General features: G+C 64.3%; 17 protein-coding genes and 1 other RNA gene. 11 read left to right on the plus strand and 7 right to left on the minus strand.

Translation table 11 applies throughout. The features are described from left to right. The first annotated feature begins 45 nt into the window (after positions 1 to 45). The 4 genes from AC1DIX_RS24365 to AC1DIX_RS24380 all read left to right on the plus strand — a co-directional run bounded on the left by AC1DIX_RS24365 (position 46) and on the right by AC1DIX_RS24380 (position 2,606). On the plus strand, positions 46 to 270 hold the full coding sequence (locus AC1DIX_RS24365; RefSeq protein ID WP_477327986.1) for a TIGR04438 family Trp-rich protein: 225 nt from the start codon (positions 46 to 48) through the stop codon (positions 268 to 270). Positions 271 to 544: 274 nt separating this feature from the next. Then, positions 545 to 1,438, plus strand: a complete 894-nt coding sequence (locus AC1DIX_RS24370; protein ID WP_442123547.1) for a LysR family transcriptional regulator — start codon at positions 545 to 547, stop codon at positions 1,436 to 1,438. A 2-nt stretch (positions 1,439 to 1,440) separates the two neighbouring features. Further along, a complete protein-coding gene (gene lgt / locus AC1DIX_RS24375; RefSeq protein WP_477253142.1) occupies positions 1,441 to 2,256 on the plus strand; it encodes a prolipoprotein diacylglyceryl transferase in 816 nt (271 codons plus the stop codon). A 143-nt stretch (positions 2,257 to 2,399) separates the two neighbouring features. Then, a complete protein-coding gene (locus AC1DIX_RS24380) occupies positions 2,400 to 2,606 on the plus strand; it encodes a hypothetical protein (protein WP_477327987.1) in 207 nt (68 codons plus the stop codon). A gap of 6 nt (positions 2,607 to 2,612) precedes the next feature. On the opposite strand, the gene AC1DIX_RS24385 is transcribed toward AC1DIX_RS24380, so the two are convergent. From AC1DIX_RS24385 to AC1DIX_RS24400, 4 genes are all read right to left on the minus strand, one after another. Beyond that, positions 2,613 to 3,077: an EVE domain-containing protein gene (locus AC1DIX_RS24385; protein ID WP_477327988.1), complete on the minus strand. Its 465-nt coding sequence runs from the start codon at positions 3,075 to 3,077 to the stop codon at positions 2,613 to 2,615. Between the two features lie 71 nt (positions 3,078 to 3,148). Then, positions 3,149 to 3,329, minus strand: a non-coding RNA gene (gene ssrS, locus AC1DIX_RS24390) — 6S RNA. A 44-nt stretch (positions 3,330 to 3,373) separates the two neighbouring features. Then, positions 3,374 to 3,685 carry a cell division protein ZapA gene (locus AC1DIX_RS24395; RefSeq protein WP_477327989.1) on the minus strand — a complete coding sequence of 104 codons (312 nt, stop codon included), beginning with the start codon at positions 3,683 to 3,685 and terminating at the stop codon, positions 3,374 to 3,376. Continuing rightward, positions 3,682 to 3,933, minus strand: coding sequence for a hypothetical protein (locus tag AC1DIX_RS24400; RefSeq protein ID WP_477327990.1), 252 nt, complete (start codon positions 3,931 to 3,933; stop codon positions 3,682 to 3,684). Before AC1DIX_RS24400 ends, AC1DIX_RS24395 begins: the two co-directional genes overlap by 4 nt. 287 nt (positions 3,934 to 4,220) lie before the next feature. On the opposite strand from AC1DIX_RS24400, the gene groES reads away from it, so the two are divergent. From groES to AC1DIX_RS24420, 4 genes are all read left to right on the plus strand, one after another. Beyond that, positions 4,221 to 4,511: a co-chaperone GroES gene (gene groES, locus AC1DIX_RS24405; RefSeq protein ID WP_052233260.1), complete on the plus strand. Its 291-nt coding sequence runs from the start codon at positions 4,221 to 4,223 to the stop codon at positions 4,509 to 4,511. Positions 4,512 to 4,550: 39 nt separating this feature from the next. Next, positions 4,551 to 6,197, plus strand: coding sequence for a chaperonin GroEL (gene groL, locus AC1DIX_RS24410; RefSeq protein WP_442123553.1), 1,647 nt, complete (start codon positions 4,551 to 4,553; stop codon positions 6,195 to 6,197). Between the two features lie 92 nt (positions 6,198 to 6,289). Further along, a complete protein-coding gene (locus AC1DIX_RS24415) occupies positions 6,290 to 6,712 on the plus strand; it encodes a hypothetical protein (protein ID WP_477327991.1) in 423 nt (140 codons plus the stop codon). 206 nt (positions 6,713 to 6,918) lie between these two features. Further along, positions 6,919 to 7,359 carry a hypothetical protein gene (locus tag AC1DIX_RS24420; RefSeq protein WP_477327992.1) on the plus strand — a complete coding sequence of 147 codons (441 nt, stop codon included), beginning with the start codon at positions 6,919 to 6,921 and terminating at the stop codon, positions 7,357 to 7,359. A 185-nt stretch (positions 7,360 to 7,544) separates the two neighbouring features. On the opposite strand, the gene AC1DIX_RS24425 is transcribed toward AC1DIX_RS24420, so the two are convergent. Next, positions 7,545 to 8,336 (minus strand): AraC family transcriptional regulator, encoded by a 792-nt coding sequence (locus AC1DIX_RS24425; protein ID WP_442123556.1) that lies wholly within the window; start codon positions 8,334 to 8,336, stop codon positions 7,545 to 7,547. A 75-nt stretch (positions 8,337 to 8,411) separates the two neighbouring features. On the opposite strand from AC1DIX_RS24425, the gene AC1DIX_RS24430 reads away from it, so the two are divergent. Then, a complete protein-coding gene (locus AC1DIX_RS24430) occupies positions 8,412 to 9,629 on the plus strand; it encodes an MFS transporter (protein ID WP_477253152.1) in 1,218 nt (405 codons plus the stop codon). On the opposite strand, the gene AC1DIX_RS24435 is transcribed toward AC1DIX_RS24430, so the two are convergent. Together AC1DIX_RS24435 and AC1DIX_RS24440 are read right to left on the minus strand one after the other, a co-directional pair. Further along, on the minus strand, positions 9,619 to 9,837 hold the full coding sequence (locus AC1DIX_RS24435) for a hypothetical protein (RefSeq protein ID WP_477327993.1): 219 nt from the start codon (positions 9,835 to 9,837) through the stop codon (positions 9,619 to 9,621). The genes AC1DIX_RS24430 and AC1DIX_RS24435 overlap by 11 nt on opposite strands. Before the next feature lie 83 nt (positions 9,838 to 9,920). Beyond that, positions 9,921 to 10,673 carry a FadR/GntR family transcriptional regulator gene (locus AC1DIX_RS24440; RefSeq protein WP_477327994.1) on the minus strand — a complete coding sequence of 251 codons (753 nt, stop codon included), beginning with the start codon at positions 10,671 to 10,673 and terminating at the stop codon, positions 9,921 to 9,923. Positions 10,674 to 10,773: 100 nt separating this feature from the next. On the opposite strand from AC1DIX_RS24440, the gene garD reads away from it, so the two are divergent. Both garD and AC1DIX_RS24450 read left to right on the plus strand, forming a co-directional pair. After that, on the plus strand, positions 10,774 to 12,342 hold the full coding sequence (gene garD, locus AC1DIX_RS24445; RefSeq protein ID WP_477327995.1) for a galactarate dehydratase: 1,569 nt from the start codon (positions 10,774 to 10,776) through the stop codon (positions 12,340 to 12,342). 103 nt (positions 12,343 to 12,445) lie between these two features. After that, positions 12,446 to 12,922: porin (locus AC1DIX_RS24450; RefSeq protein ID WP_477327996.1), on the plus strand; the 477-nt coding region annotated here is incomplete at its 3' end.

Genomic DNA, 12,922 nt, shown 5'->3' on the forward strand with positions numbered 1-12,922 from the left:
AGGAACTATTATTGTAAGATGGCCGCAGAAAGTAAAGGAACTCTCATGCCGCTCATCCTCCTGCTCGCCACCCTGGTCGCCCTGCGCTTCTTCGAGGTCTGGCGCTTCGCCCAACTCTCCTGGTGGTGGATCGTCGCCCTGGCCGCGATCGCCTTCATCTGGTTCGAATTCATCGAAAAGATGCTCGGCCTCGACAAGAAAAAAGCCCACAAGACCGACGAAGCCCGCCGCAAGGAAAGAGTCAAACAAGCCTTCGACAAACGCAAATAAAAATTCGGGGTCAGAGCACATTTAGCCCCAAATTCGGGGTCAGAGCACATTTTACGGAAATTGCTTCCGGTATCGGAATGCTGGCTTGCAGCCTCCCGCTCCGCTGTCCACGCCAGCCAGCGCCAGCTCGTATTTCTTCCTGACGGAAATTGATCAAAAAAGTGCTCTGACCCCGAACTGGGGTGGAAAAGTGCTCTGACCCCGAATTTGGTTTGCTCGGCTGTGATACATTTCGCGAATAGATGAGTTGGAAATCGCGGGAAATGCATATCACATGAATCTGGAACTGCGTCAGCTGCGCTACTTCGTCACCGTCGCCGAGGAGTTGCATTTCGGGCGGGCGGCGGCGCGCCTGCATATGACACAGCCGCCGCTGTCGCAGGCGATCGCGGCGCTGGAAGAGTTGCTGGGGGCGCCGCTGTTCGTGCGTAACCGCCGCACGGTGGAGCTGGCGCCGGCCGGCAGCGCCCTGCTTCCCGAAGCGCGGCGCCTGCTGCTCGAGGCGAATGGCTTGCCGGCGCTGGCGCGGCGCGCGGCCGCCGGCGAGGCTGGCCGCCTCGCCCTGGCCTTCGTCACCTCCTGCGACTACAACGTGCTGCCGGCCTTCCTGCGCCGCTACAGCGAGCGCTATCCCGCCGTCCACCTGAACCTGATCGAAGCGACGTCCGACGTGCAGGCCGAGGAGCTGCTGCGCGGACGCGTCGACGCCGGCCTCCTGATCCCGCCGCTGCCGGATAAAGCCCTCGGCCAGCTCGATTACATGAAGGTGCTCGACGAGCCCCTGATCCTGTGCGCCCCCGCCGGCCTGGACGCGCTGCGCCGCGAAGGTCCGGTCAAGCTGCAGGACCTGCCGCGCTTGCCCCTGATCGTCTTCCCGCGCGAGATCTCGCCGGCCCTGCACGACGCCATCCTGTCCTGCTTCCGCGCGGCAGGCATCACCCCCGTGATCGGCCAGCTGGCGATCCAGATGCAGACCATCGTCAGCCTGGTGTCCGGCGGCATGGGGCTGGCACTTGTGCCACAATCCGTGTCTAACCTGATGCGGCCCGGCGTAGAATACCGTGCCCTCGCGGATCCGACCCCGCTCGTCGAGACCGGCATCGCCTGGCGCCGCGACAACCCGTCGCCGGTGCTGAAGGGCTTTCTGGAACTACTGAGGAATCACTGATTATGCTCGTCCATCCGAACCCGGACCCCGTCGCCTTCCACATCGGCCCCGTGCCGATCCACTGGTACGGGATCATGTACGTGGTCGCCTTCGCCCTCTTCATCATCCTCGGCCGCGTGCGCATCAGGACCCAGCCGCACATCCAGGCCCAGGGCTGGACCAAGGAAGACCTGGACGACATGCTGTTCTACGGGATGCTGGGCGTGGTGATCGGCGGGCGCCTGGGCGAGGTGCTGTTCTACCAGCCGGCCCACTTCCTGGCGAACCCGATCGACATCTTCAAGACCTGGCAGGGCGGCATGTCCTACCACGGCGGCTTCATCGGCGTGCTGCTGGCGATGGCGCTGTGGGCCAGGAAGCGCAAGCGCAACCTGCTCGACGTGTACGACTTCATCGCGCCGATGGTCCCGATCGGCTATGCCTGCGGACGCCTGGGCAACTTCATCAACCACGAACTGCCGGGCCGCATGGCCGATCCTTCCCTGCCCTGGGCCATGAAATGGCCGGGCATCGAGGACCACCTGGTGCATCCGTCGCCGCTGTACCAGATGCTGGTCGACGGCATCCTGGTCTTCGTCATCATGTGGATCTTCGCGCGCAAGCCGCGCCCGCGCCTGGCGGTCGGCGCCCTGTACACCCTGCTGTACGGCTGCGCGCGGTTCTTCACCGAATACTTCCGCGTGCCGGACTGGGAAACCCACATCCTCGGCATGCCGATCACCTCGGGCCAGGTGCTGTCGGTGCCGATGATCGTGGCCGGCCTGCTGATGCTGGGCTGGGCCTACTCGGACGGTAACAAGCGCGCCGTGCACGCCTAAGAGGCGCGCTTACAAGGCGCATAGACCTTCTCCTGCACGCGGCCAGGGCGCCGTCCGCTGGACGCGTAGGAGAGAAGCCCGGCCTGCGTTTATCGGTTAAATGGAGCACCGTTCGTCGCCACATGGGAAACTATCGTGGCCTCATGAAGCACGCCATCTCACCCAGAAAGCTGTATGCGATGCAGCGCATGTCGACCGCATTGAGGCGCGCCGCCGCCGCGCGGCCCTTCGGCGCCGCCACGGACCAGGCCTTGCGCTGGGCCGCGGTCTGGGGCATGTGCGCCGGCATCCGCACGCCGCATACCCGGGTGCGCCTGCGCCGCGAAACGCTGATCGGTACGTCGGCCTGATCGGCGTCAGCTGACGCCGGCCATGTCGAGGATCTTCTTCCACTGCCCCGGCGTCACCGGAGAAATCGACAGCCGGCTGCCCTTCTGCAGCAGCACCATGTCCTCCAGTTCCGGCACGCCGCGCAGCGCCGTCAGAGGCAGGTAGCGGCCCTGGCCGGTCGCCTGCACGTCCACCGAGATCCAGCGCGGATTCTCGCGCGTCGCCTTCGGATCGAAGTAATGGCTGCTTGCGTCGAACTGCGAGGCATCCGGATACGGGGTACTGGCAACCCGCGCGATGCCCGCCACGCCCGGCACCGCGCAGCTGGAGTGATAGAACAGGACGCCGTCGCCGACTTCCATCTGGTCGCGCATGAAATTGCGGGCCTGGTAGTTGCGAACCCCGAACCATGCGACCGTCTTGTCCGGCGCATTCAGGACGTCGTCGAAACTGACTTCATCGGGTTCGGATTTCATCAACCAGTAGCGCATGCGTTTCACTCCAAAAGAACGTGGACAATAAAAAAGCGGCTGCGCACATAAAGTGTCGCAACCGCTCCGATTGTAGCCCCGCCTGTGCCGTTTTTGCCGGCATCCCGAACCTGACGGCTCAAGGTGGTCACAGTCAGCTCAATTTCGGGTTCGTCAAACTAGTGACGATCACGCCCACCGAGAATGTTCCGCAACCTATGCGATTGAATGGTTCAAGGAATATATGGCAAATCTCGAACACCGCAGGGTAGCCGCCAGTTTACTACGATGAACCGGCATGTCAAACGAATTTGATCTCAGAACAGGTTTTCCTGCGGCGCCAGGGCCTGATCCAGCACCGAGTTCATCGCTTCCAGTTTCTGCTTGACCTCCAGCATGGACTGATCGCCGAGCGGGCCTTGCGGCGATTTCACGGACAGGAATTCGGCAGCCACCGACAGCGCGGCCATGACGGCGATGCGGTCGGTTCCCTTGACCTTGCCCGAGTCGCGCAGGGCGCACATCTTGCTGTCGAGGTAGTGGACCGCTTCGCGCAGGGTCTGCTGTTCGCCATCCCGGCAAGCCAGGCGGTAGGATTGGCCCATGATGAGCACATCGAGCTGGATCATTGCGCGGCCTCCTCGTCGTCAGGGTTGGCGGGGGCGTCCTCGTCGACGGACACCTCGGCGGGTTCGAGATGGGCGAGCATCGCTTCGACGCGTTGCTGGGCCTGCAGCAGCCGGTTCTTGAAATCGACGTTCTCCGCGCTCAGCAGGGCGTTGGCCTGGCGCAGCAAATAGTTCTCGCTGCGCAGCGATTGGGCCAGCTGGGCGAGGCGGTCGATTTTATCGGACAGTTCTTGGAATTCGGAAATCATCCATAACTATAGGATCGGGATCGATTTTTCGTCAACAGATGCCGTGCCGTGCGCGGGTTTCAAGAAATGAATGGTAGGCTTCTGCGCTTTCCTACCCCGCGCGGGTCGATCCGCTTGCGGAACATCAAAAAAGACTGGCAAATCCCCAACATCACCGCTTGAAATGGGAAATTATCGTCCCTATAATTAGCACTCGTTAGTGAAGAGTGCTAACAACTCTTTGCACCGCAGCCGATACCGGGGCGGTTATCAAACGAACAGTCAATCAACAATCAAAGGAGTTTTGCATGAACCTTCGCCCATTGCACGATCGCGTGATCGTGAAGCGTCTCGACCAGGAAACCAAAACTGCGTCCGGCCTGATCATCCCCGATGCAGCGGCCGAAAAACCGGACCAGGGTGAGATTCTCGCCGTGGGCAACGGCAAAGTGCAAGAAAACGGCAACGTCCGTCCGCTGGAAGTGAAAGTCGGCGACCGCGTGCTGTTCGGCAAGTACTCGGGCCAGACCGTCAAGGTCAACGGCGAGGAACTGCTGGTCATGCGCGAAGAAGACATCATGGCCGTCGTGGCCCAGTAATCAGTCCAAACACTTTCCTGAATACGGAGAATTAATAAAATGGCAGCTAAAGACGTAATTTTCGGCGATGTGGCACGCGCCAAGATGGTCGAGGGTGTGAACATCCTGGCCAACGCAGTCAAAGTCACCCTGGGCCCGAAAGGCCGCAACGTGGTGCTGGACCGTTCGTTCGGCGCCCCGACCGTCACCAAGGACGGCGTCTCGGTCGCGAAAGAGATCGAGCTGAAAGACAAGCTCATGAACATGGGCGCGCAGATGGTCAAGGAAGTCGCTTCGAAGACCAGCGACAACGCCGGTGACGGCACCACCACCGCGACCGTGCTGGCACAAGCCATCGTGCGCGAAGGCATGAAGTTCGTTGCCGCCGGCATGAACCCGATGGACCTGAAGCGCGGCATCGACAAGGCCGTCGCAGCAACCGTCGAAGAACTGAAGAAGATCGCCAAGCCGACCACCACCTCGAAAGAGATCGCCCAGGTCGGCACCATCTCGGCCAACTCGGATTCGTCGGTTGGCGAGCGCATCGCTGAAGCGATGGAAAAAGTCGGCAAGGAAGGCGTCATCACCGTCGAAGACGGCAAGTCGCTGAACGACGAGCTGGACATCGTCGAAGGTATGCAATTCGACCGCGGCTACCTGTCGCCGTACTTCATCAACAACCCGGACAAGCAGGTTGCCGTTCACGAGAACCCGTTCGTCCTGCTGTGCGACAAGAAGATCTCGAACATCCGTGACCTGCTGCCGGTGCTGGAGCAAGTTGCCAAAGCTGGCCGTCCGCTGGTCATCGTCGCCGAAGACATCGAAGGCGAAGCCCTGGCGACCCTGGTGGTCAACAACATCCGTGGCATCCTGAAAACCGTCGCCGTCAAGGCCCCGGGCTTCGGCGACCGCCGCAAGGCCATGCTGGAAGACATCGCCATCCTGACCGGTGGCCAGGTCATCGCCGAAGAAGTCGGCCTGACCCTGGAAAAGGTCACCCTGGCTGAACTGGGCCAGGCAAAGCGCATCGAAGTCGGCAAGGAAAACACCATCATCATCGATGGCGCCGGCGCCGCTGAAGCGATCGAAGCACGCGTCAAGATGGTCCGCGTCCAGATCGAAGAAGCGACCTCGGACTACGACCGCGAAAAACTGCAGGAACGCGTTGCCAAGCTGGCCGGCGGCGTTGCCGTGATACGCGTCGGTGCCGCTACCGAAGTCGAGATGAAAGAGAAGAAAGCACGCGTGGAAGACGCGCTGCACGCCACCCGCGCTGCCGTCGAAGAAGGCATCGTTCCGGGCGGCGGCGTGGCCCTGCTGCGCGCCCGCGCTGCAATCAAGGTGCAAGGTGACAATCCGGACCAGGAAGCCGGCATCAAGATCGTCCTGCGCGCGATGGAAGAGCCGCTGCGAATGATCGTCCAGAACGCCGGTGAAGAGCCGTCGGTGGTCGTGTCGGCCGTGCTGGCCGGTACCGGCAACTACGGCTACAACGCCGCCAACGGCACCTACGGCGACATGGTCGAAATGGGCGTGCTGGACCCGGCCAAGGTCACCCGCTCGGCACTGCAGAACGCAGCCTCGATCGCTGGCCTGATGCTGACCACCGACTGCATGGTCTCCGACATCGCCGAAGACAAGCCGGCCGGTGGCATGGGCGGTATGGGTGGCATGGGTGGCATGGGCGGCATGGACGGCATGATGTAATCAAGCCGGACGGCTCCACAGCCAACCGAGTAGTAAAGTAAGGCCCGCGGGGTTTGCGCCCCGCGGGCTTTTTTCATTCCGGGAGACGAGCGATGCCATCAGTAAAACTGGACGAACTGGAAAACGCGGCCATCCTGGTCGACGACGGCGAAGGCAGTGCGAAGGCGCTGGTGGCGCGCGACACCGGCATGATCCACCTGCTGAACGACGACTACATGGACGAGGAAGCGCCAGTGCCGGGCGACTTCGACGCCGGCGACGCCTACGTGTCCGTCCCCGCCGCCAGCACGCTGGGCCTGGGCCGCGAACTGATGTTCCGCTTCGCCGCCACGCACCTAGCAGGCGACCGCGACCGGGTGCGCGAGCTGTTCGAACGCAGCGACGGCTACGACAGGTTTGCCCGCCTGGTCGAGGAACGTGGCCTGCTCGATTCCTGGTATCGCTTCCGCGAAGAAGAGACCCGGGTTGCGCTGGAAGGGTGGTGCCGGCAGCACGGGCTGCAACTGGAGGGATGAGCCGGCGTGATCTGGTCCCTGCATTACCTGCGAGACTGCGGAGCGGCAGAGCTGTCGCGCGACTATGCTGCTGATTGCGACCTCCTGCTTGTGGAATTGCATCCGCGCCGAGGCCGCCTTTCCGACACTGGATGTGTTCCTGCGATAAGTTGCCCATAAGACTATGCTGGGTGTAGACTGGTCCTTGGTCCACAATGTTTTCACCCATGTCCACACGTCCTGTCCGCCTGATCGGCGCCACCCTCCTCGCCCTGTGCGCCCTTGCCGCCTGCAAGCGCGAAGAAACGCCGCCGCCCAAGCCGGCCGTCGCCGAGGCGCCCGCCGCCCCCACCCGCACGCGCGACCAGGCCGTCGCCGAACTGATGGCGCTGCCTGAGATCAAGACGTGGTCGGAGCAGATCGAGAAGAGCTCGAAAGGCAAGGTGCACGGCGCCGTGATCGAGGACGATCCGGCGCCGCGCGTCATCGAGGGCAAGGCCTATTACCAGCTCAGCTTCGTGGAAAACCGCAAGCAGGACATTCACCGCCGTGCCAGCTTCCTCGTCGCGAAGAATGGCGACGAGATCCTGGTCGAGGATGGGGAAACGGATACCTTGCAGTCGCTGTCGGAATGGCGGCGGAATATCCGGCACGTTGAACTTAAATAAGCTTGGCCCCGCCTGCGCGGTGATTAAGCCACGCGGGCGACGTAATTTGATTGAGATTGATTCAGCACAAACCGCCTGCAGGTTGATGCGCTTATCGTAATCAGCGCCGCTGGCCGCGCGGTGCCGTCGCATGCGAATGTGGCAGTGCCCACTCCTCCCCCGGCCGGCGGCTCCTGAATTGCTTCCTAACTTCCCTTCCACTCCGCCAGGTAATGCTGGGGCGTCCTGCCCAGCAATCGCCTGAACATGCTCGTGAACGCGCTCGGACTGGCATAGCCCAGTGCCCGCGCGATCGCGCCCACGCTTTCCCCGCGCGCCAGCATCTCGAAGGCATGGGCCAGGTGGACCTGCTGCACCCATTGGCGGTAATGCAGGCCCGTTTCCTTCGGGAACAGGCGGATCAAGGTGCGCGCGCTGGCGCCGGCGTCCAAAGCAAGGTCTTCCAGGCGGCGCGGGCTGCCCGGCTGCGCCATGATCTCCGTGCACAAGGCCTGCAGGCGGCGGTCGCGCGGCCAGGGGACGGCGATCGGCACCGTCTCCATCGCCGCCAGTTCGGACAGGATCAGGCGCGCCAGGTCGCCGCCGCGGCCCTCGGGCGGATAGTCGACCGGCTCCTGCGCCAGCGCCAGGATCAGTTCGCGCAGCAGCGGGCTCACTTCCAGCACCTTGCAATCCTCGACCAGGCTGCCGCCCGCCTCGGCATCGATGTACAGGGTGCGCATATTGACGTTGCTGAGCATGGTCAGCTCGTGCAGCACGCCCGGCGCGATCAGGAGGGCGCGGCGCGGCGGGATGATCCAGACGCCCAGTTCCGTGCGCACCCGCATCAGGCCGTCGCTGGCGTACAGCAGCTGCACCCAGGGGTGGCTGTGGGCTTCGATCATGTCGCCGTGGCGGGCCTCGGACGGCACCGCGGTGACCTTGCGCGGCAGCGCGATGAAACGCGGGCGATAGCGGGGAGAGGGTGTGAGTGTCACTTGGGCGACGAAAAGTGGAATATGCGTTCGGACTGTCCATATTACACTCCTAGGCTTTCCAGATCATTCATCGCCATGAGCTCCACGACTTCCACTCCTGCACCCACCAAAGCCGCGGCCTCGGGCACCGTGCTGCAGATCCTGTTCTCGGTCGCCTTCGTCCACCTGCTGAACGACTGCGTGCAGGCCGCGCTGCCGGCCATCTATCCGCTGCTGAAGCAGGAATTCGCGCTCAGCTTCGCTCAGGTGGGCCTGATCACCCTGACCTTCCAGTGCACCGCCTCGCTGCTGCAGCCCTGGATCGGCCTGTACACCGACAAGCGCCCGATACCCTTCCTGCTGCCGGTGGGGATGTGCATGACCCTGATCGGCGTGGGCCTGCTGTCGGTGGCGGGCAGCTTCGGCATGCTGCTGGTGGGCGCCGGCCTGATCGGCGTCGGTTCCTCGACCTTCCATCCGGAAGCCTCGCGGGTAGCGCGCCTGGCCTCGGGCGGACGCTTCGGCTTCGCCCAGTCGCTGTTCCAGGTCGGCGGCAACCTCGGCTCGGCCCTCGGCCCGCTGCTGGCAGCCGCGATCCTGATGGGCAGCGGCCACGGCAAGTTCGCCTGGTGCGCGGTCCTGATCGTGCTGGCGGTGGCGGTGCTGGTGGGCGTGAGCCGCTGGTACGGCAGCCACCTCAAGAGCGCGCCGAAGAAGGCGGCCGCCCACGCGGGTCCGGCGCTGCCGCGCAAGCGCGTGATCCAGGCCCTGGCCGTGCTGGCGATGCTGGTGTTCTCGAAGTACATCTACATGGCCAGCCTGTCGAGCTACTACACGTTCTTCTTGATTGAAAAGTTCCACGTGCCGGTCGACACCGCGCAGATGTACCTGTTCCTGTTCCTGGCCTCGGTGGCGATCGGCACCTTCGCCGGCGGCCCGATCGGCGACCGCATCGGCCGCAAGCGCGTGATCTGGGTCTCGATCCTGGGTGCGGCGCCATTTACGCTGGCCCTGCCCTACGCCAGCCTCGGCTGGACCGCCGTGCTGTCGGTGGTGATCGGCCTGGTGATGTCCTCGGCCTTCTCGGCCATCGTGGTGTTCGCCCAGGAGCTGGTGCCGGGCAAGGTCGGCATGATCGCCGGGATCTTCTTCGGCCTGATGTTCGGCATCAGCGGCATCGGCGCCGCCGCGATGGGGCAGATCGCCGACGTCGCCGGCATCGAGCAGGTGTACCGGATCGCGTCCTTCCTGCCGCTGCTGGGGATCCTGGCGGCCCTGCTGCCGAATATGGAGAAGGCCCGCCCTACTCGATAACGTTGAGCTCGCTCTCGTCCTCGGTATAGCGCACCGGCGCCAGCCGGTTCTTCTCGATGATCTCGCTCACGGTCGGCTCCGTGCCGGCCGGGGCGATTTTTTCTTGAGCCAGAATGTGCTCGAGGATTTCCATGTCGCTGCAGCGGTTCGGCGTAGCGAATTGCAAGGGTTCAGGATTATCCCGGTACCAGACGCGGTAGATTGGCATGGCAAGCTCCATGGTAAGAAGCTTGATTGTATGACAGCTCGCTTGCCGCACGATTCAGCCGTACGGCAAGCTTGTCAGACATCTTACATCGACAGGGCCTCGGTGTCTTGGGCCGCCTCGAGCGACTCCTGGGCCTTGCGCAGGCGCTCCCTGCTGTTGCCGATGTGCAGGCGCATCGCCGCCCGGGCGGACTCCGCATCGCCGCGCGCAATGGCGTCGACGATCTGCTCGTGCTCGCGCCCCACCTGTTCCATATAAGCCACAGGATCGGCATGGGTCAGGCGCGCCGAATTGATGCGCGCCCGCGGGATGATGTTGGCGCCCAGGTGCTGCAGGATGGCGCGGAAGTATTCGTTGCCGGACGCCTGGGCGATCGCCAGGTGGAAGCGCTGGTCCAGCTCGACGGTGTCCTCGCCGCGGCGCGCGGCCAGCTGCAGGGCCGCCAGCGCCGCCCTCACCTCCGCCAGCTGGGACTCGGTGCGGCGCGCCGCCGCCAGGCCGGCCGCCTCGGTCTCCAGGCCGATCCGCAATTCCAGCAGCGCGATCACGTCGCGCACCGTCACCACGGTGGCCGGATCGATACCCATGATGGGCGGCGCCGGCGGCAGCACGAAGGTGCCGATGCCGTGGCGCGTCTCGACCAGGCCGGCCGCCTGCATGCGAGAGATTGCCTCGCGCACCACGCTGCGGCTCACGCCCTGTTCCGCCATGATTTCCGTTTCGGTCGGCAGCTTGTCGCCGGGGTTCAGCTCGCCGCTACGGATGTGCTCGGTCAGCTGGGCCACCACGAGCTGGGCCAGATTGCGGTGTTTACGAGGTGCTGGGGAGAGCATCATGTCGATTGCTATTTTAGGAATGCCTGATTATACTGGCCCTCAGCTTGTAAGACGTCAGACAACTGACGCATCACTAATCAGGCAGCACGGAGGCACTCAGATGGACGCACACACGACCGGAACGCCACGCAGCATCCGGATGCACGACAACGATAACGTCGCCATCGTCGCGAACGATGGCGGCCTGCCCGCCGGCACCGTCTTCCCCGACGGACTGGTATTGAAGGACAAGGTCCCGCAAGGACACAAGGTGGCGCTGCGCCCGATCCCGCAAGGCGACGCCATCCTTCGCTACAACGTTGCCATCGGCTACGCGCTGCGCGACATCGAGCCGGGCCAGTGGATCGAGGAATCCCTGGTCGGCATGCCGCCGGCGCGCGAGCTGGACAACCTGCCCATCGCCACCATCCGCCCCGAAGCCCTGCCCCCGCTCGAAGGCTATACCTTCGAAGGCTACCGCAACCCGGACGGCTCGGTCGGCACCCGCAACATCCTCGCCATCAGCACCACGGTGCAGTGCGTGTCCGGCGTCGTCGAGTTCGCGGTCAGGCGCATCAAGGACGAGCTGCTGCCGAAGTACCCGAACGTCGACGACGTCGTCAGCCTCGACCACACCTATGGATGCGGCGTCGCCATCGAAGCGCCGGGCGCCGAGATCCCGATCCGCACCCTGCGCAATATCGCGAAGAACCCGAACTTCGGCGGCCGCGCCATGTTGGTCAGCCTGGGCTGCGAAAAGCTGCAGCCGGGGCGCCTGTTCCCGGCCGCTGGACTTTCCTCTTCCATGCCGATCAAGGACGTGAACGGCCCCGACCACGTCTGCCTGCAGGACAACGCCCACGTCGGCTTCGGCTCCATGATCGAAAACATCATGGACACCGCCGAGCGCCACCTGATGGAGCTGAATGCGCGCCGCCGCGAGACCTGTCCGGCTTCCGATCTGGTGGTCGGCGTGCAGTGCGGCGGCAGCGACGCCTTCTCGGGGGTGACCGCGAATCCGGCGGTGGGCTTCGCCAGCGACCTGCTGGTGCGCGCCGGCGCCGCCGTGATGTTCTCGGAAGTGACGGAAGTCCGCGACGGCATCGACCAGCTGACCGCGCGCGCCATCGACGAAGCCACGGCCCAGGCCATGATCCGCGAGATGGCCTGGTACGACGAATACCTGAAGCGCGGCGGCGTCGACCGCAGCGCCAACACCACGCCGGGGAATAAAAAGGGCGGCCTCGCCAACATCGTCGAGAAGGCGATGGGCTCGATCATCAAGTCCGGCACGGCGCCCATCACCGGCGTGCTGTCGCCGGGCCAGAAGCTGGAGCAGAAGGGCCTGATCTATGCCGCCACCCCGGCCAGCGATTTCATCTGCGGCACGCTGCAGCTGGCCGCCGGCATGAACGTCCACGTGTTCACCACCGGCCGCGGCACACCCTACGGCCTGGCGGCGGTTCCAGTGGTGAAGGTCGCCACCCGCGACGACCTGGCGCGGCGCTGGCACGACCTCATGGACATCAACGCCGGCCGCATCGCCACCGGCGAAGCGACGATCCCGGATGTCGGCTGGGAGCTGTTCCACTTCATCCTCGACGTCGCCAGCGGACGCAAGAAAACCTGGGCCGAGCACTGGCGCCTGCATAACGCGCTGGCGCTGTTCAATCCGGCCCCGGTGACGTAAGCACCAATAAGCCCCGTTTTCACCCAAGCAGCGACTGCGACCGGCTTGTCAAAAGCCGGCGCGGCCGGCGCACGCCCCTACCATAACAACAGGAGACAGCAGCATGAAGCAAGCAGCAGCACTGATCATCGGCCTCGCCGCCGGCGCCGCCGCCCAGGCCCAGACCCAGGTGCAGATCTACGGCATCGTGGACGCCGCCATCGTCGGCGAACATGGCGGTGTCGCCAGCCCGTCCACCAAGCTCACCAGCGGCGCCGCCTCGGCCTCGCGCATCGGCTTCCGCGGCACCGAGGACCTCGGCAACGGCCTGTCCGCCTTCTTCACGCTGGAAACCGGCGTCAAGATCGACACCGGCGAGGTCGATGCTGCCGGCACCATCTTCAACCGCCAGGCCTTCGTCGGCCTGAATACGCGTGCCGGCCAGGTGGCCCTGGGCCGCCAGTACACGCCCTGGCACACGGCGCTGGCCGCGGTCGACCCCTTCGGCACCGGCTATGCGGGCACCTCGAAAAACCTGTTCCCGGACAACGGCACGAACGTCCGCACCAGCAACACGATCACCTATAAATCGCCGAAGCTG

Source organism: Massilia sp. 05N420, from assembly GCF_056397205.1.